Source organism: Acinetobacter sp. SWBY1 (genome assembly GCF_002946595.1).
Taxonomy (GTDB): domain Bacteria; phylum Pseudomonadota; class Gammaproteobacteria; order Pseudomonadales; family Moraxellaceae; genus Acinetobacter; species Acinetobacter towneri.
In genome coordinates, this window is record NZ_CP026616.1 from 303,258 (window position 1) to 320,862 (window position 17,605).

Sequence of the window (17,605 nt, forward strand, 5' to 3'; positions counted from 1 at the left end):
AGGGAAGAAAATGCCGCAGCAAGTGTACCATAGCCCTGTTTATCATAGTCAAAGTATTCAAGCGTGGGAGCAGCGCTGGTTTGCCCGTCAAAATAGTTCTTACGGTTTAATGCAGCAAGTGGCGTGGACACTGCATTTACAAATTCGCAAAATTTTTGCAAAACAGCCATCTACAATACAAAAAATTGCTGTGTGTTGTGGACAAGGCAATAACGCAGGCGATGGCTATTTAACTGCAAAATATTTAAAACAAGCAGGTTTTCAAGTCGATATTTATGCCGCAACACGCGGTTCATCGGCAGATTTACATCAGGCTTTTTTAGAAGCTCAGACAGAACAAGTCAATATAATTCAAGGTTTTGCATTTCAACAAAGTTATGACTGCTATATTGATGCATTATTTGGTATTGGTTTAGATCGTCCTTTAAATGATGAGTGGCAGTCGCTTATTCACGCAATGAATCAACAAGCGGGTTTAAAAATTGCGGTTGATATTCCAAGCGGTTTAAATGCCAACACGGGGCAGCCATTGCCATGTGCAATTAAAGCCGATTACACCTTTACAGCTTTGGGTTTGAAAGCAGGGTTATTTACAGGGCAGGCACAGGAATATACTGGACTGGTCGATGTGCTGGATTTGATTCCAGCCGATGCAGAACTCAAAGCGTTGGCCCAACTCACACCACATTTGATTCAATTACCCGCACGGCAGGCTTTTGGACACAAAGGCAGTTATGGGCATGTGTTGATTGTGGGCGGACATGCGCAAATGGGTGGTGCGGTGATGATGGCTGCAGAAGCCGCATCAAGCGCAGGTGCAGGGAAAGTGACTGTGGTCTGTCATGCCAAACATCATGTGGCGATATTAAGCCGTGCGCCGAATTTAATGTTGCGGGATATAGACGCACTGACAGGCGCAGAAATTCAGCACTTAATTTCACAGGTCGATGCCGTGAGTTTAGGGATGGGACTAGGACGAGATGCTTGGGCAGAACAGCATTATGCAGACTGGTTTGCCGCACTAAATCAGTCCGAGGTAGAAGTAGTTTACGATGCCGATGCCTTGTGGTTTTTGGCGAAACAAGCGCATTCATCGCATCATCCAGCCCAACTAAAACCGAACAGTTATGCCACACCACATTCAGGTGAGGCTGCGACCTTGCTCAATACTACGGTTGCAGCCATTGAAGCAGACCGTATTGCCGCGATTCAGCAATTGCAGCAACGCTATGCAGGCGATTGGGTGTTAAAAGGTTCAGGTAGTTTGACTTTGCAAGCTGCATCTACAGAACCGCAAGCAAGTTCATTGTGGATTTGTACCGCAGGCAATCCTGGTATGGGTACAGGTGGTATGGGCGATGTGTTGGCAGGCATGATTGCCAGTTTAAAAGCCCAGTTTCATCATAAAATTCAATTGCATGAAATTGTCATGTTACATGCCTTGGCGGGGGATGTATTGGCACAGCAGGGCATGCGCGGTTTACAGGCACAGCACATGAGCCAAGCGATTTATCAGGTTGTGAATCGGTAAAATATAAGCGATGGCGATGCTGATTTAGCGACGTCTGAAGCTTGAACGACTACGTCCGCGTGCCATACCACCCAAGGCATTGAGCACAGCCAATTTGGTCATACTGCCCGATGCATGAGCATGGCAAATTGCAGCAGCCAAAGCATCGGCAGCATCTTGTTGTGGTTTGATGGATAGATTTAATAATTTCATGACCATCATTTGTACTTGTTCTTTATCGGCAGCGCCATAACCCACGACAGATTGTTTAATTTGACGAGCGGTATATTCCGCCACTTGTAAATCTAAATTTACCAAAGCGGCAATCGCTGCCCCGCGAGCCTGTCCCAATTTTAAGGCAGAGTCTGGGTTTTGCGCCATAAACACTTGTTCAACTGCTGCTTCAGTCGGGCCGTGAAATTTCACAATCCGTTCAATCCCTGCAAAAATCCGTTTTAAGCGTTCGGGCATTTCACTGGTTTCGGTGCGAATGGTTCCTGCATCTACAAAACGTAATTTAGCGCCATCACGTTCAATAATGCCGTAGCCCGTTAGACGAGAACCAGGGTCGATTCCAATAATAAGTGACATGCCAAGCCTTAAAAAATTACATCAAGTTGAATTATAGGAGTTTAAATCTCTTTTGTGTGGAGTAATTTCAAAACATTCGGTCAGTAAGCTGCCGTTTAAACAATTAGCATGTATCCTTTGCCATATTTTCAATTTTGGACTTCATTTTATTTTAAGTTTTGAGGCGTATATTTTATATACGGTAGCAAATGAGAGCGGCAATGAAGTGGATTAATAGGCTAAAACAGTGGGCGAAGCAAATTAAACGAGATGTTTATGCGGTGTGGTTTGCAGCACGTGATCCTGAAACACCGTTTATGGCAAAGCTTTTGGCATTGTTGGTCGCTGCTTATGCTATTTCTCCCATTGATTTAATTCCAGACTTTATACCTGTTTTGGGTTATTTGGATGATTTGATTTTAGTGCCATTGGGCATCATGTTGGTATTGCGTTTAGTACCTGCTGAAGTAATGCAGCGTTGTCGCTTACAAGCCGATGCGATCAGTCAAAAACCGAGCAGTTATATTGCAGCATCAGTTTTTATTGCGTTGTGGTTATTATTGGCTTATGCCGCATATTTTTATCTTTATCGTTTAAATATATAGACGTATTAAGTCTGTTATTGGGTGATGATGAAAATATTAATGACAGACTTAACCTTTAAAAATACAATAATGCCCATATTGAAACAACAGCGAATCAAAAAAGCTTGATCCCGATGAAGCACTTGGTTACTGCATTTTATTTATTTTGTTGAGATTAGATTAATTTTCATGAAATTATTTCTTATTGTTCTAATTGGCTTAGTTCTTGAAGTCTTCGTCTGGATTGGTGTGGGCGACCTAGTGGGGAGCATGTGGTACGTGTTCTTTTGGTTTGTCGCTGCTTTCTTCATTGGTTTGAACCTGATTCGTAAATATTCTGCAGGCGTGATGCCACAAATGCAGCAAATGCAAATGGGGCAGATGAGTGCCGACCCTGCACTTAGCAATAATTTACCTAAAATCTTTGCGGGTTTTTTATTGATGATTCCAGGTTTAATCAGTGATGTTTTGGCATTGTTGGTGATGATTCCTGCCGTTCAAAATGCATTTAAAGCTGCAATGATGAAAGCCATGATGAAGCGTCAGCAAGCGATGATGAATCAAATGATGGGTGGCATGATGGGCGATATGAATGGCATGGGCGGTGCAGGGCAAAACCCATTCGCAGATTTAATGCGCCAAATGCAAGATATGCAAAATCAACAGGGTGGTCGTGACTCTAGTATCATTGATGGTGAAGCACGTGAAATTACCCCTGATGCTAAAAAAATTGAAATGAAAGATGTCAATCAACCTAAGTAATATTAATTGTGCTTTCTATAAAACCGAATCGAGCTGATTCGGTTTTTTATGCGCATTTTGAATGATAATTAACGTGAAATATTTAAAGCATCGTCTATAGCCTGACAAGGCAAGCTATAATCTTGTTTTAAGTTTTTCCTAATGTATCTATGTCATTGTTATTGACCATTTGTGCACTGCATTTTGTTGCGCAGCTCAGTCCTGGTCCAGATGTGCTACTCATTGCTAAAAGTGCAGCAACCAATACACGCCGTAATACTTTACACATTATTGCAGGTATTTCGACTGGAATTGTCGTGTGGGTAGTGCTGACCTTGCTCGGTTTCACGGTCTTGGTACAACAATTTCCATGGATACAACAAGTACTAATGCTCATTGGTGGTTTATTTCTTGCCAAAATGGGCTGGGGCATGCTGTCAGGTGGTTGGCACAGTTGGCAGCAAAGCAAACTGTTTGATGATACAAATGTTCAAATTCCTGCGGCGAAAAACTACTTTTTATTGGGTTTGTTCACCAATTTATCTAATCCTAAGACCTTAATTTACTTCAGCAGTGTCTTTGCTTTGGCGTTGAGTTCATCTGCAACGGGGTCTTTAAAAGCCCAATTAGCGGTCATTATTCCTATTCAGACCTTTGTGACATTTACTTTATTTATGTTGCTGCTTTCCACACCCAAAATGAAAAAGTTGTATCAGCGTTCGGGCAGTTATATTGATATGGCATCGGGCGCATTATTTTTATTATTTGCGCTGTGGTTATGGCTTGATGCACTGCGTATGTTTTCAATCTAAAATATAGATATGAACCTTAGTGAGTTGAGTTAATTGGGTCTGATGGTTTTTTGACGATTTGTTCAACTTCAGCTTCTGTTTTAACTAAATGATCGGGTGGATAGTTGCGATTGCTACTTAAAGTCGCTTCTGTGTTTTCTGAGCCCTGATATTTTCGGCTACGGTTGGCACGTTCACGTAAACCGCCTTTTTTAATCAATTGCACCATCTTGATTCTATTCCGTGTGATTAAAAAGATTGATAAAACCCACGTTTAGCAAGCTAAATTTGAGCTGTGATCTTGAGTTTTACGCAGTTCAATATTTTAACATGGCATATAAAATTCAGATGGGAAATCCAGAAATTTATTCAAAAATACTATTTGCGCATTTCTTCTAACTTTGGCATGCTGATTGAAATGCTTGGCAAGGTTGCTGAGCAAGTATCTTAGACAAGCTACAAAGTGTCACAGATGCTTAAGCAAAATTACACTTCATCAGGGTAGATGGTGTAACAATAAAAACAAGAATTACAGTGAAGTAGGAGAATACCTATGCTGTATCATCAGTATCGTTGCGCATGTTGCAATCGTGTTGTGGAATCATCAGAAAAAGAATGTACTTCTTGTGGATCTCACAATATTCGTAGTCCTTATGGTTTTTGGTTATTCTGTGTTTTGGCATGTTTAGCTGCAGCTATTGTGTTTAAAGTCGTGCATGTGTATTTGCAAGATCATCAAGAGGTGCCTGTACAACAAACAGTACTTGATGTGATTCGCACACAGTAGGCTGAATATAATTCTAAACTTAACTTAATCTAAAATTGTCCGCTTAAACTTAGTTTGGCCATATTTACAATGCTAAATTTAAAAATCCTGAATGAAGCTATCATTCAGGATTATAGGTGATTTTTCTGCTTGTCTTCTAAATCTTAATCAAAGTACCCTAAAGCTGTTAAGAGTTTAAAAAACTAGCTTGGTTAATGGTAGACAGGGCAGCGTTCACTTCAAAAATCTTGCCACGAATGTTTTGTACGCCAAAACTTTCTAAACGTGCAGTGTGCATTTTTAAATAGCGTTCTGCATTGGCGGCATTATCAAATAAGTAGATGCCACCGGCTTCTTGCGTCTGGCTGTTCTCTGTCCAGATTTTCCAAATCATGCCAGCTTCTAAGTTAATACTTTCAGCAAGTTCTTTGTATGCTTGGCTCATGCTTTCACCAAATGGGCCTTGAGAAGGGAAGTCGACTTGAAGAATAACCGCCATGCGTAGCTCCTAAATTATTTTTAAGTGATATTAGGACTATAACATATTCATATTTTATATATTGTGGTTCACGTCATAAATATTGTTTGTTTTATGGTGCATTAAAAAAGCCCACCGAAGTGAGCTTTTGAAATCTGTTTGAATCAGAGCTTTTATAGGCCTGCAGAAGCTTTTAATGCTTCAACTTTGTCAGTTTTTTCCCATGTAAATGCAGTGTCTGAACCTTGGCGACCAAAGTGACCATAGGCTGCAGTTTGCTTATACATTGGTTGTAACAGATTGAGCATATTGGTAATGCCGTAAGGACGTAAGTCAAAGTGTTCACGTACCAAAGCAATAATCAACTCATCTGCTACTTTTGCAGTGTTAAAAGTGTTAATTGAAATTGAAGTTGGTTCTGCAACACCAATTGCATAAGATACTTGAATTTCACATTTGTCTGCCAAGCCTGCTGCAACAATATTTTTTGCAACATAACGACCTGCATAAGCAGCTGAACGGTCAACTTTAGAAGGGTCTTTACCTGAGAAAGCACCGCCACCGTGACGTGCCATACCCCCGTAAGTATCTACAATAATTTTACGGCCAGTTAAACCACAGTCACCTACAGGGCCACCAATTACAAACATCCCTGTTGGGTTGATGTGGAATTTGGTGTCTGCATGGAACATTTCGGCAGGAATCACTTTTTTCACAATTTCTTCAATTACAGCTTCTTTGAGCTGAATTTGAGAAATTTCAGGATCATGCTGAGTCGATAAAACTACTGCGTCCAAACGTACAGGCACACCATTTTCATACGCAAAAGTTACCTGACTTTTTGCATCTGGGCGTAACCATGGTAAAGCACCACTGCGACGTAATTCAGCTTGCTTTTCCATTAAGCGGTGTGCGTAAGAAATTGGGGCAGGCATTAATACATCAGTTTCACGGCTGGCATAACCAAACATCAAACCTTGGTCACCCGCACCCTGATCTTCAGGTTTTTGGCGGTCTACACCTTGCGCAATTTCAGGTGATTGTTTACCAATCATGTTAATGACCGCACAGGTAGAACCATCAAAGCCAAGATCTGAATGATGATAACCAATACCGTTTACGGTTTGACGAACAATGGCTTCAAAATCAACATTTGCAGTTGTTGTGATTTCACCTGCCAGTACAACCGCACCCGTTTTTACAAGCGTTTCACAAGCAACCCGCGCATAAGGGTCTTCTTTTAAGATTGCATCCAAAATGGCATCACTGATTTGGTCAGCCATTTTATCTGGATGGCCTTCGCTTACAGATTCCGAGGTAAATACAGCGTACTCGCGCATAAGTCCTATCACAGTTAAATTCAAAAGACGCAATATGTTACATCGAGTTAGACTTTAGGACTAGCGCATTAAGACTAAAATGGCTGAATTTATTTCAATTCAATGACTTTTTATCGCAATAAAGTATCGGTATGACTATATTTTGACTCAAAAATATTCATGTTGGCTAAAGCATGCCGTCATAATTTTAAACTAAGAAACACTTTATTTTTAAATAGTTAATTGTATTTAAAAACAATATTTTAGATGGATGTTTTAAAGACGTTGAATTGAGTTTATCTGCATAATTCTGCATTTTTAAAAGCTATTTTAAAGTTTTGAACGATGGCTGTGATTCAATTTATTGTGTGAAAAGTGAATAATATTCAGGGTGGCTGTAAAATTGTCTATTATTTCAGCATTTGGTTAGATCAAGATTGGATGATATATGTAGTTAAACGAGATGAATTGCATCTAAAGTGTGAGTCGGCTATCAAACTCGCTCTTCGATCATGTGCAATTCTATAAACTGAAATATCTATGTTTTAAAATCTGTAAAGCTGCGGCTTAAAACTTGCTTTGCTGAATGGTTGGCCTCATTTCTCTTCAAACAAATGCTGAAACTGTCCTGAATCTGCACGAAAAGTACGCTGAATGGGAATTAATGCGGAAATATTTTTGCATAGGCTTTACCCCTCAGGCTTTTTTTTGAGAGAATAGCGGCTGTTTTGAATTTTATTCATCTTCTTCTATTTAACGATTTTTTGTGGACTCTGACCTATGACGACCCCGCTTAACGAACGTCGTATTGCAAACGCAATTCGTGTATTGGCAATGGATGCTGTGCAAAAAGCAAATTCAGGACATCCAGGTGCTCCGATGGGGATGGCAGATATTGCCGATGTGGTGTGGCGTGAATTTTTAAATCACAACCCAACCAATCCACAATGGGCAAACCGCGACCGTTTTGTACTGTCTAATGGTCATGGTTCAATGTTGCAATATGCGTTGTTACATTTAACAGGTTATGATCTTTCGATTGAAGATTTAAAAGCATTCCGTCAGTTACATTCAAAAACTCCAGGTCACCCAGAATTGGGCTATGCACCAGGAATTGAAACCACCACTGGTCCTTTGGGTCAGGGTATTGCCAATGCCGTAGGTTTTGCCTTGGCTGAAAAAACTTTGGCAGCACAATTTAATAAAGAAGATATTCAAGTTGTAGACCATTTCACTTACTGTTTCTTGGGTGATGGCTGTTTAATGGAAGGTGTTTCACACGAAGCATGTTCATTGGCAGGTACTTTAGGTTTAGGCAAACTGGTTGTTTATTATGATGACAACGGCATTTCTATTGATGGTGAAGTAGAAGGCTGGTTCTCTGATGATACAGAACAACGTTTCTTGTCTTATGGCTGGCAAGTACTAAAAGTTGATGGTCACGATGCAGATGCAATTCGTGCGGCAACAGTTGAAGCAAAAGCTGAAACGCAAAAGCCAACCATTATTATTTGTAAAACAGTGATTGGTTTAGGTTCGCCAAACAAACAAGGTAAAGAAGACTGTCACGGTGCGCCATTAGGCCATGATGAAATCGCTTTGACGCGTCAAGCATTAGGCTGGACAGATGAAGCATTTGTTATTCCTGAAGATGTATATGCCGCTTGGGATGCTAAAGCGAAAGGTGCAGAAGCAGAAGCAGCATGGAATACAACTTTTGATGCCTATGCAGCAAAATATCCAACGGAAGCTGCTGAACTTAAACGCCGTTTAAGCGGTGAACTACCTGCAGAATTCATCGCACAGGCAGATGCGTTTATTGCTGAAACCAATGCTAAAGCTGAAACTATTGCAACGCGTAAAGCCAGCCAAAATACTTTGCAAGCATTTGGCCCATTATTGCCTGAATTATTGGGTGGTTCTGCAGACTTGGCAGGTTCAAACTTAACCCTTTGGAAGGGTTGCCAAGGCGTTCAGGACAATGCAGCAGGGAACTACGTGCATTATGGCGTACGTGAGTTTGGTATGACTGCTATTGCAAATGGTGTAGCACTTCACGGTGGTTTCATTCCTTACGTTGCAACATTCTTAATGTTTATGGAATATGCGCGTAATGCCGTGCGTATGTCTGCATTAATGAAGCAACGTGTGATTCATGTGTATACCCACGACTCGATTGGTTTGGGTGAAGATGGTCCAACACACCAACCGATTGAACAAATTGCATCTTTACGTGGTACGCCAAACTTAAATACATGGCGTCCTGCAGATACCGTTGAAGCGGCTATTTCTTGGAAATCTGCATTAGTCCGCAGCGAAGGCCCAACAGCTTTAATTTTCTCACGTCAAAACTTACCATTCCAAACTCGTACTCAAGCGCAAATTGAGAACGTGGCAAAAGGTGGTTATGTCTTGGCTGAAGAAAAAGGTGAATTGAAAGCAATTATTATTGCAACAGGTTCAGAAGTGAGCTTGGCAATGGAAGCATACGCACAGCTTGAAGGTGTACGTGTCGTGTCTATGCCATGTGCAGAAGAATTTGTGAAGCAAGATGCAGCATATCGTGAAGCGGTATTGCCATCCCAAATTCGTGCACGTGTTGCGGTTGAAGCAGCGCATGTAGACTACTGGTGGAAGTTTGTCGGCTTAGACGGTAAAGTGATTGGTATGACAACTTATGGTGAATCTGCACCTGCAAAAGACTTGTATCAGTACTTTGGCATTACCACTGAAGCGGTTGTTGCTGCAGTAAAAGAATTAACAGCTTAATTTTTTAATCCAGTGTTTTTGAAGGCGTTCCTGCAAAGGGACGTCTTTTATTTTGCAAATTTGTTGGGTGGTCAATCCGATGATCCAACAAATTTTGTCAGTGTAAGTCAGGTTTGTGAATAAACCTCTGTGTAATTGAGTGAGATGATAAATGAGTTTGTACGAGCAAATTAATGATGAAGTCACTTTAATGGATGCGGGTGAGCAAAAGTGGATTGGACAAGACTTACCACTTGAAGCTATGGTGGCAGTAGAGTTGTTATTACAGGATTTAGCTGAAGATCAGCAAATCAAAATTCGCCGTAAGAACCATGAAAAGCAATCAGGTTTAAAGCAGGTTGACCGCATTTTGATTGAGAAACTTTAATCTATTGCGATGCATTCGAGACATTAGTGGATGTATCATCCAAAATAGCTTTATTCTATGCGTAGGGTAAAGCTTTTTTATTCAATATCATTGCCTTCTAAATTCGATATAAAATACACACGCATATTTTTACAAATTTATCGTTTCAGTCATGCAACATATCGTTTTATCTTTAATCCTGTATTTGCAGCAAAAATCTATAAACTAAACCTCATTGAAACTTATCAACACTATTAGAGATGAACAATATGAACATGAAATCACTTGCTTTAGGTTTGGCTATCGCATCTGCAGCAACCATGACAATGGCAAAACCAGTGGCGTATCAAATTGACCCGACCCATACGGCAACTGTATTTAGCTGGGATCACTTCGGTTTCTCTACGCCATCAGGTAACTTCTCTAACATTCAAGGTACCATTAATGTTGATGAGAAACAGCCAGAAAAATCATCTGTCAACGTGACTATTCCATTAAACAGCCTGAACACCAACGTCAAAGCGCTGGATGAGCACTTAATGGCAGCAGACTGGTTTGATGCAGCAAAATATCCAACTATTACTTTCAAAAGTACCAAAGTTGAAACTCAGGACAAAAAGAACTTTAAAATCACAGGTGATTTAACTGTGAAAGGTGTAACGAAACCTGTAGTTCTGGATGCGGTACTGAACAAACAAGGTCCACATCCAATGACCAAAGCGGCAACTGTTGGTTTTAATGCCACCACGTCATTTGACCGTTCAGCATTTGGTATCGCCGGTTTTGTACCAAATGTAGGTGATAAAATTACTGTAAACATCACCACTGAAGCTTCTGTTGCTGCGAAAAAATAATCGCAAGAACAGCACAAAAAGCACCCGCTTCAGGGTGCTTTTTTTATGACGATGATAAATGTAAGGACAATTTAAAGCTTTCCGGTCAGCTTTGAGATTTTAAGCCGGCTAGAAACTGACCAAGAACCGTCGCGCTAACCTGTTGCAGTTGCGGCGCGTATTGCTGATGAGCGGCGCGTAAGGTGGGAATATTAATCTGGGCCTGACGTAATTCACAGGTATGGCCAATCAGCCATTTTTCTAAACTGTCTGCAGCAACTTCAGCGTGAAATTGTAACGCCAGAATATGTGGTCCGACCCGAAAGGCCTGATTCGGATACAGGTCGGAGCTGGCCAGTAATTCAGCCTCTGCTGGTAAATCAAAAGTATCGCCGTGCCAATGCAAAACCGGTGTATCGGCTAATGCCACCAGTGGATGATGGACGGCATCTGCCAGACTGAGCGTACTCCAGCCAATTTCTTTGGTATGGCCGGCATAGACTTTGGCACCCAAGGCATGAGCAATGAGCTGTGCACCCAAACAAATACCAATGGTTGGTAAATTCTTTTCTAAACGTACTTTTAGTAAGTCTATTTCTTGTTGTAAGAAAGGATAGTCTGTGATTTCATAAACGCCAATTGGGCCACCTAAAATAATCACTAATCCTTCATGTGCAAACGCCTTTTCTAGATTTTCCACACCAGCTTCAAAATACCGTACCCGTAAACCTTGTTCATACAGGACATCTTCCCACGCGCCGAGGTCTTCAAATGCAAGATGTTGAATGGCATAGACAGTGTCGGGTAAATCGAACATGGCAGATACTTCAGGCTGAAAGGGAGATTTAATGTAACGTGAAATAATTCTTAACTAAAGTGTAATACTTAAATAAAGGATAGATTTTTAATTTGATCTTCCGGTTTATACCACGCTGAAAGAGCGTGCTGCGAAAGTCATAGCATTTTATGTCGCAATAAAAACGCCCGATGCAAATACATCGGGCGCAGCTTGAAACGGTAACTTCAACGCTGTTGGAATTCTAAAGACGAGTCTTTAGAAGAAGCCAGCAGGTTTGGTGGAGTAGCTCACCAACAAGTTTTTGGTTTGTTGATAATGTTCTAACATCATCTTGTGGTTTTCACGGCCAATACCTGATTTTTTATAACCACCGAAAGCTGCATGCGCAGGGTAAATGTGATAACAGTTCGTCCAAACGCGACCCGACTGAATAGCACGACCTGCACGGTAAGAAGTGTGCGCAGAACGTGACCAAACACCTGCACCTAAACCGTAAATGGTGTCATTGGCAATTTTAATGGCTTCATCGAAGTCTTTAAATGTGGTCACAGAAAGCACTGGGCCAAAAATCTCTTCTTGGAAAATTTTCATGTCGTTGGTGCCTTTGAAAATTGTCGGCTCAATATAGAAACCGCTGCCAACTTCATGACGCTCACCACCACCTGTTAACACTTGTGCACCTTCGGCACGACCTGTCGCAATACAACCCAAGATTTTGTCCTGTTGTTCTTGCGATGCTTGTGCACCAATCATCGTTTCAGTATCAAGCGGGTGACCTGTTTTAATACGTTTAACACGTTCAATGGCTTTTTCAAGGAAACGGTCAGCAATACTTTCCTGCACAAGCGCACGCGATGGACAAGTACAAATTTCACCCTGATTCAGCGCGAACATAGCAAAGCCTTCGAGTGCTTTGTCTAGGTAGTCGTCTTCTTGCGCCATAACATCTTCAAAGAAAAGATTTGGAGATTTACCACCAAGCTCCAAAGTCACTGGAATGATGTTTTCAGTGGCGTATTGCATGATCAATTGACCGACCTGAGTCGAACCTGTGAATGCAATTTTGGCAATACGTGGATTGGTTGCCAATGGGCGACCCACTTCTACACCGTAACCATTGACTACGTTTAGTACGCCAGCAGGCAATAAATCTTGAATCAGTTCGACTAAAACTAAAATGCTGGCAGGGGTTTGTTCTGCAGGTTTAAGTACAATACAGTTACCGGCAGCCAAAGCAGGTGCAAGTTTCCATGTTGCCATTAAAATAGGGAAGTTCCATGGAATAATTTGCCCTACAACGCCCAATGGCTCATGGAAATGATAGGCAATGGTATCTTCATCAATTTCAGAAATTCCGCCTTCTTGGGCACGAATACAGCCCGCAAAATAACGGAAATGGTCAATCGCCAATGGAATGTCGGCAGCCAATGTTTCACGAACAGGCTTACCATTATCCCAAGTTTCGGCAACTGCCAATAACTCTAGATTTTGTTCTAAACGATCTGCAATTTTTAACAAAATGTTAGAACGCGTTGTTGGAGATGAGCTGTTCCATTGCGCTTTGGCTTTATGGGCTGCATCTAAAGCCAGTTCAATGTCTTCTGCCGATGAACGTGGGACTTTGGTAAATACTTTGCCATCCACAGGAGAGATATTTTCAAAATATTCACCTTTTACAGGGGCGACCCACTCGCCACCAATAAAGTTTTCGTATTGTGCTTTGAATTGAACTTTTGAACCGGGTTGATTGGGATCTACGTAACGCATAATTCACTTCCTTTGATGGTTTTTTATAATCTGCCGTCATCTTTACCTTTTAGCACAATCCTGTGTCTAAAATCAGGTTAAATTTACGGCTAAGGTATAAGGTACTTTGGTACGCTATTTGTTTAGCATACCAATATAAGGTTGGAAAAAGGTTGGAAAGTTGCAGGTTTACAAGCAATGAACAAATCCTTACAAAAGTAAGCGGTACAATGGATGTAATGCCCACAGGATTGTGAGAATCAATAATGATGAAAAAACAAGACCTATTGGAAAAAAGACAGCATATTGAACAATTTAGACAAAGCAGCAGTTTATCGCCGCTGCATGCGCAGCAAATTCAGCAGAGTATTTTAAAATCATGGCAACGCTCTCAAATTGCTGAAATTCCTGTTGATCGGTTGGCAGCCCCGTTAAATTATAGTCTAACGCATACACATGGTGGTTCGGCCTTACAACGTGCTGTGCAAAACTGTGCAGAAGATTTAAGACATATCGCACAGCAGTCCGACATGGTGGCAGCCGTGGGCGATGTGGGCAGTACAATTATTTGGACGGCAGCGAGCGCGCAAATGCGTAATGTGGCGGAACAGGTGCATTTTGTAGAAGGCGGGCAGTGGCGTGAAGAGTTGGTGGGTACCAATGCTTTGGCTTTGTCACTTAAAACTCAGCAAGCAAGTTGTGTGTTTTCCAGTGAACACTTTATGTCATCATTACATGACTGGGTTTGTTATGCAGCGCCTATTTTAGACCCTTATTCCAAACAAGTATTGGGTGTAATTGATTTATCGACTACTTGGAAAAACCATAACAGTTTGGGGATGTTGGCAGCAGAACGCTGTGCTTCTTTGATTCAAAATGCGTTGCTGGAACAGCAAAAACAGCAGCTTTATATTCGCGCGTTTCGTGTGCCACAGGTGTTATTTAATGGCAAAGTGGTGGTGATGACACCGCGTCAAATTGAAATATTGGTGATTTTGGCACTTTGCCCACAAGGCATGAGTTTAGACACTTTACACCAAGCACTATATGGTGAGCGTAAAGTCAGCATGGGAACGCTAAAAGCTGAAATGTCGCAATTACGCGATATTTTAGGGGGGATGCTCGGCTCGCGTCCTTACCGAGTTTTGGCGCATATTGAAGCCGATTTTTTACAAGCTGAGCAGGCTTTAGATGCAGGTTATGTGCAGTCTGCCTTGCAAACGTGTGCAGGGGTATTTTTGGCGAAAACTGAAAGTCCATTTTTATGCGCATGGCGAGATTGTTTAGAATCACGCCTGAGTGATGCCATTTTTAATGCACAAGATACCGATGTATTGCTGAAACATTTGGCGCATAGCCCTGAAGCGATTGATGCGGTAGAGCGTTTAATTGAACTGATGCCAAAGCATCATCCTGCACATCAAATTTTATTAAAATACAAAGCCTAAATGACGAATCAAGTCTTTAGGCTTTCATTTCACTGTCCTTTAGTCTTACTGTTTTTTTTAGTTTTTACAGCCCTTTGCGGTTTAACCAGTCAAACAAGGACTGATACACTTCCGCGCGGACTTCTGGCGCAGAAAGCACCAAATCATGCACGCCATCTTCAATTTGGCAAAGCTGAATATCACCATGCATGTGATGCCCATATTTTTGCATATCTGCAACATCCAAAATTACGTCAGTGCGTTGCGCAATCTCATTCCATTGGCGTGGATAACTACTTTGACTCGCATGCATAATTAAGGTTGGTACACCCAAATGTACGCTAGCATGAATTTCTTTTTGCGCTTCATGAATTGCACGTACAAAACTTAATCGTACTTTAGGATAGCGTGGCTTTTTCCATTCCAAATTAAATAACCATTCACCATGATATTGCTTGTGTAGACTTGGTACATAAAATGGATTGAGGCGGCTTGGAAATTTCATTTCTGGCAGCAATTTGCCCAATTGGCTTAAGCGCGGAATACCGACTTTTTTCTCAATTTCGCTCATATTGAAATCATAAAAAGGGCTGTTGCACCATAAACTACGAATCAGTGGATGATTGGGATGATGTGCCACATATAACGTGGTGATTAATCCACCTGTTGAATGTCCCGCCAAAATCACTGAGTCATGTTCTTCTGCGGCAATTTGCTCAAGTGCAGCGGAAATTTCTGCATCATATTCAGACAAGCTGCGCACGTTGTACCAATGCTGATGTGACAAATGCGAACGCCCGTATTTGCGCAAATCTAAGGCATAAAAGTCATAACCATGCTGATTAAACTGGTCTGCCATTTCTGTTTGAAAAAAATAGTCAATAAAACCATGAATATAAAGTACGGCTTTACGGGTTTCCTGTTCGGCTTTTTTGCGTACCAAGGTAGCAATCACTTTGCCTTCATAATCCGAAGGAAAATCCAGCGTCATTTGTTGGTAATCGGCACCCAAAATATCGGGTTGATAGCTTGGTGTTGTTTTTTGTTTTTTACTTAACAGCATAAGGTGTTCGTCATCCATTTTATTTTGACTATATCCTTGATGAGCTGTGCGCATTTGTCAAATTGAATTATGCAAACCCTCTGCATCTAAATCGCTTTAGTTTTATGCTGCGAGTTCATTTTGTTCTGAACAGCAAAAAAAGCAGAACGCATTTGAGATGGTTCTGCCAAAGGGAAGGATAAAAATAAAACAGCAAAAGAGGAAAATTGAAAAAAAGGATGGGAGATGCTGAGCAAATCTTGATTCACTCAGCAGGAGATTCAAATTACATCGCGGCTTTAAAAATTTCGACCACTTGTGCATGATTGGCTTTACGTGGGTTGGTGAGCATGCAGGCATCTTTTTGTGCATTTTCAGCCATAATCGCCAAGTCATCTTCTTTAACGCCTAACTCTGCTAAACCTGTTGGAATACCAATTGAGCTAGATAATTCACGAATTGCATCAATTGCGGCATAGGCGGCTTCTGTGGTAGTTAATCCATCAGTATTTACCCCCATCAGTTCTGCAATATCTGCATAACGCTCAGGGCAGGCAATCAGGTTAAACTCGCAAACATGCGGCAATAAAATTGCATTACATACGCCGTGCGGCAAGTTGTAGAAACCACCGAGTTGATGCGCCATGGCATGCACATAGCCTAATGAGGCATTGTTGAATGCCATACCTGCCAAATATTGCGCATAGCTCATGGCATCACGTGCTTCAATATTTTCACCATTTGCCACAGCAGGGCTGAGCCACTGGCTAATCATACGAATAGCTTTTTCCGCACAGGCATCGGTAATAGGATTGGCTGCAGTTGAAACGTAGGCTTCTACAGCGTGAGTTAAAGCATCCATGCCTGTTGCTGCGGTTAAACCTGCAGGTTTGGCAATCATGAGTTTTGGATCATCAATGGCGATGAGTGGTGTGCAGCGCCAATCGACAATTGCCATTTTAACGTGCGTGTCAGTGTTGGTAATGATACAGAAACGGGTCATTTCCGATGCTGTACCTGCTGTGGTGTTAATGGCAATTAGCGGGGTCATTGGCACGGTACTTTTATCAATGCCTTCATAATCACGAATATGCCCACCACCTGCGGTAACTAAGCCAATGCCTTTGGCGCAGTCATGTGAAGAACCACCACCTAAAGACACAATAAAGTCGCATTGATTGGCATTGTAGGCATCGACACCTTTATGTACGTTAATGTCGGTTGGGTTTGGCTCAGCACCTGCAAAGATATGGCTAGCAACGCCTGCTTCGGTGAGATAGCCTGCAATGGTATCGGCTACGCCAAATTTAAACAGTCCTTCATCTGTCACAATCAGGGCTTTTTTAGCACCTAAATTTTGCGCTCTTACGCCAATTTCTTTGGCACAACCAGGGCCGAAGAGAGACACACAAGGAATATAAAAACCGTTGGTTTGATCTGCAATATTTTTAAAAGCCATGCTCAGATTCCTTCTTGCATTGGGTATTGGAATAATGTGTTGTTATCGCGGTGTTGAACCGTGATTTGAGTATACAATGTATACAATGCTTTGTGGTGAAATCCTACCTACCAAACACCAACCCTATTTTCTGAGTAAATAATGCAAACTAATCAATTGAAATTTATCTGTTTTTTAATGGGTTTTTATTTTTTCTGAAGTTGTGCGCAGGCTATAGGCAAGGGCTTAAATCTTGTTTATAGTGTTTTTGTATCTCTAATTTTAAGGTGTAGATACCGTTCACATAAATTTCAGGTGTAATTCAATTAATAAGTGGCTTAAGCTCGATTGAAGAATTGTCCACTTTTTGCAGATGGAAATAAAAAACAAAAAATAGGGATGTATCACGTGATGGGTCTAGTCGGTGCAATCAAATAAAAATAAGA

The 17,605-nt window shown here is 41.4% G+C and carries 17 protein-coding genes; 9 read left to right on the forward strand and 8 right to left on the reverse strand.

Going from position 1 to position 17,605, the window contains the following annotated elements:
• The first annotated feature begins 10 nt into the window (after positions 1-10).
• Positions 11-1,531 (forward strand): NAD(P)H-hydrate dehydratase, encoded by a 1,521-nt coding sequence (locus tag C3Y93_RS01470; RefSeq protein ID WP_104851865.1) that lies wholly within the window; start codon positions 11-13, stop codon positions 1,529-1,531.
• A 24-nt stretch (positions 1,532-1,555) separates the two neighbouring features.
• Here the strand turns inward: C3Y93_RS01470 and ruvC are convergent, their stop codons facing one another.
• Positions 1,556-2,101, reverse strand: a complete 546-nt coding sequence (gene ruvC / locus C3Y93_RS01475) for a crossover junction endodeoxyribonuclease RuvC (RefSeq protein WP_104851866.1) — start codon at positions 2,099-2,101, stop codon at positions 1,556-1,558.
• Positions 2,102-2,301: 200 nt separating this feature from the next.
• Here ruvC and C3Y93_RS01480 point away from each other — a divergent pair, with 200 nt between their 5' ends.
• From C3Y93_RS01480 to C3Y93_RS01490, 3 genes are all read left to right on the forward strand, one after another.
• Positions 2,302-2,685 carry a YkvA family protein gene (locus C3Y93_RS01480; RefSeq protein ID WP_096901198.1) on the forward strand — a complete coding sequence of 128 codons (384 nt, stop codon included), beginning with the start codon at positions 2,302-2,304 and terminating at the stop codon, positions 2,683-2,685.
• Positions 2,686-2,853: 168 nt separating this feature from the next.
• Positions 2,854-3,426: an FxsA family protein gene (locus C3Y93_RS01485; protein WP_104851867.1), complete on the forward strand. Its 573-nt coding sequence runs from the start codon at positions 2,854-2,856 to the stop codon at positions 3,424-3,426.
• Positions 3,427-3,575: 149 nt separating this feature from the next.
• Positions 3,576-4,217, forward strand: a complete 642-nt coding sequence (locus C3Y93_RS01490; protein WP_104851868.1) for a LysE family transporter — start codon at positions 3,576-3,578, stop codon at positions 4,215-4,217.
• Between the two features lie 16 nt (positions 4,218-4,233).
• Here the strand turns inward: C3Y93_RS01490 and C3Y93_RS01495 are convergent, their stop codons facing one another.
• Entirely contained in the window at positions 4,234-4,425 is a 192-nt protein-coding gene (locus C3Y93_RS01495; protein ID WP_104851869.1) for a hypothetical protein, read from the reverse strand.
• A 327-nt stretch (positions 4,426-4,752) separates the two neighbouring features.
• Between C3Y93_RS01495 and C3Y93_RS01500 the strand changes: the two genes are divergently transcribed.
• Positions 4,753-4,983: a hypothetical protein gene (locus C3Y93_RS01500; RefSeq protein ID WP_413784395.1), complete on the forward strand. Its 231-nt coding sequence runs from the start codon at positions 4,753-4,755 to the stop codon at positions 4,981-4,983.
• A 166-nt stretch (positions 4,984-5,149) separates the two neighbouring features.
• Here the strand turns inward: C3Y93_RS01500 and C3Y93_RS01505 are convergent, their stop codons facing one another.
• Entirely contained in the window at positions 5,150-5,461 is a 312-nt protein-coding gene (locus C3Y93_RS01505; RefSeq protein ID WP_104498673.1) for a monooxygenase, read from the reverse strand.
• A 152-nt stretch (positions 5,462-5,613) separates the two neighbouring features.
• A complete protein-coding gene (metK, locus tag C3Y93_RS01510) occupies positions 5,614-6,780 on the reverse strand; it encodes a methionine adenosyltransferase (protein ID WP_104851871.1) in 1,167 nt (388 codons plus the stop codon).
• Positions 6,781-7,539: 759 nt separating this feature from the next.
• Here metK and tkt point away from each other — a divergent pair.
• The 3 genes from tkt to C3Y93_RS01525 all read left to right on the forward strand — a co-directional run bounded on the left by tkt (position 7,540) and on the right by C3Y93_RS01525 (position 10,728).
• The gene (gene tkt / locus C3Y93_RS01515; RefSeq protein WP_104851872.1) at positions 7,540-9,528 is read left to right on the forward strand and encodes a transketolase; all 1,989 of its coding nucleotides are present in this window, start codon (positions 7,540-7,542) and stop codon (positions 9,526-9,528) included.
• 151 nt (positions 9,529-9,679) lie between these two features.
• Positions 9,680-9,895: a hypothetical protein gene (locus tag C3Y93_RS01520; RefSeq protein ID WP_004976879.1), complete on the forward strand. Its 216-nt coding sequence runs from the start codon at positions 9,680-9,682 to the stop codon at positions 9,893-9,895.
• Between the two features lie 248 nt (positions 9,896-10,143).
• Positions 10,144-10,728 carry a YceI family protein gene (locus tag C3Y93_RS01525; RefSeq protein ID WP_104851873.1) on the forward strand — a complete coding sequence of 195 codons (585 nt, stop codon included), beginning with the start codon at positions 10,144-10,146 and terminating at the stop codon, positions 10,726-10,728.
• Positions 10,729-10,813: 85 nt separating this feature from the next.
• Here the strand turns inward: C3Y93_RS01525 and C3Y93_RS01530 are convergent, their stop codons facing one another.
• Positions 10,814-11,524 (reverse strand): glutamine amidotransferase, encoded by a 711-nt coding sequence (locus C3Y93_RS01530; RefSeq protein WP_104851874.1) that lies wholly within the window; start codon positions 11,522-11,524, stop codon positions 10,814-10,816.
• Positions 11,525-11,761: 237 nt separating this feature from the next.
• Complete coding sequence (locus C3Y93_RS01535) at positions 11,762-13,273, reverse strand: aldehyde dehydrogenase family protein (RefSeq protein ID WP_019837400.1); 1,512 nt, start codon at positions 13,271-13,273, stop codon at positions 11,762-11,764.
• 245 nt (positions 13,274-13,518) lie between these two features.
• Between C3Y93_RS01535 and C3Y93_RS01540 the strand changes: the two genes are divergently transcribed.
• Positions 13,519-14,700, forward strand: a complete 1,182-nt coding sequence (locus tag C3Y93_RS01540; RefSeq protein WP_104851875.1) for a transcriptional regulator — start codon at positions 13,519-13,521, stop codon at positions 14,698-14,700.
• A 64-nt stretch (positions 14,701-14,764) separates the two neighbouring features.
• Here C3Y93_RS01540 and C3Y93_RS01545 read toward each other — a convergent pair whose 3' ends face one another.
• Together C3Y93_RS01545 and mdh are read right to left on the reverse strand one after the other, a co-directional pair.
• A complete protein-coding gene (locus C3Y93_RS01545) occupies positions 14,765-15,760 on the reverse strand; it encodes an alpha/beta hydrolase (RefSeq protein ID WP_104853226.1) in 996 nt (331 codons plus the stop codon).
• A gap of 247 nt (positions 15,761-16,007) precedes the next feature.
• Positions 16,008-17,180 carry an iron-dependent methanol dehydrogenase gene (gene mdh, locus C3Y93_RS01550; RefSeq protein ID WP_004976867.1) on the reverse strand — a complete coding sequence of 391 codons (1,173 nt, stop codon included), beginning with the start codon at positions 17,178-17,180 and terminating at the stop codon, positions 16,008-16,010.
• Positions 17,181-17,605 lie beyond the last annotated feature (425 nt).

What these genes read in the sequence shown, in the direction of transcription:
- C3Y93_RS01540 (WP_104851875.1), top strand. Translation starts at nt 13,519, where the DNA reads ATGATGAAAAAACAAGACCTATTGGAAAAAAGACAGCATATTGAACAA.
- C3Y93_RS01530 (WP_104851874.1), bottom strand. Translation starts at nt 11,524, where the DNA reads ATGTTCGATTTACCCGACACTGTCTATGCCATTCAACATCTTGCATTT.
- C3Y93_RS01485 (WP_104851867.1), top strand. Translation starts at nt 2,854, where the DNA reads ATGAAATTATTTCTTATTGTTCTAATTGGCTTAGTTCTTGAAGTCTTC.
- metK (WP_104851871.1), bottom strand. Translation starts at nt 6,780, where the DNA reads ATGCGCGAGTACGCTGTATTTACCTCGGAATCTGTAAGCGAAGGCCAT.
- mdh (WP_004976867.1), bottom strand. Translation starts at nt 17,180, where the DNA reads ATGGCTTTTAAAAATATTGCAGATCAAACCAACGGTTTTTATATTCCT.
- C3Y93_RS01495 (WP_104851869.1), bottom strand. Translation starts at nt 4,425, where the DNA reads ATGGTGCAATTGATTAAAAAAGGCGGTTTACGTGAACGTGCCAACCGT.
- tkt (WP_104851872.1), top strand. Translation starts at nt 7,540, where the DNA reads ATGACGACCCCGCTTAACGAACGTCGTATTGCAAACGCAATTCGTGTA.
- ruvC (WP_104851866.1), bottom strand. Translation starts at nt 2,101, where the DNA reads ATGTCACTTATTATTGGAATCGACCCTGGTTCTCGTCTAACGGGCTAC.
- C3Y93_RS01480 (WP_096901198.1), top strand. Translation starts at nt 2,302, where the DNA reads ATGAAGTGGATTAATAGGCTAAAACAGTGGGCGAAGCAAATTAAACGA.
- C3Y93_RS01535 (WP_019837400.1), bottom strand. Translation starts at nt 13,273, where the DNA reads ATGCGTTACGTAGATCCCAATCAACCCGGTTCAAAAGTTCAATTCAAA.
- C3Y93_RS01525 (WP_104851873.1), top strand. Translation starts at nt 10,144, where the DNA reads ATGAACATGAAATCACTTGCTTTAGGTTTGGCTATCGCATCTGCAGCA.
- C3Y93_RS01520 (WP_004976879.1), top strand. Translation starts at nt 9,680, where the DNA reads ATGAGTTTGTACGAGCAAATTAATGATGAAGTCACTTTAATGGATGCG.
- C3Y93_RS01490 (WP_104851868.1), top strand. Translation starts at nt 3,576, where the DNA reads ATGTCATTGTTATTGACCATTTGTGCACTGCATTTTGTTGCGCAGCTC.
- C3Y93_RS01545 (WP_104853226.1), bottom strand. Translation starts at nt 15,760, where the DNA reads ATGGATGACGAACACCTTATGCTGTTAAGTAAAAAACAAAAAACAACA.
- C3Y93_RS01470 (WP_104851865.1), top strand. Translation starts at nt 11, where the DNA reads ATGCCGCAGCAAGTGTACCATAGCCCTGTTTATCATAGTCAAAGTATT.
- C3Y93_RS01505 (WP_104498673.1), bottom strand. Translation starts at nt 5,461, where the DNA reads ATGGCGGTTATTCTTCAAGTCGACTTCCCTTCTCAAGGCCCATTTGGT.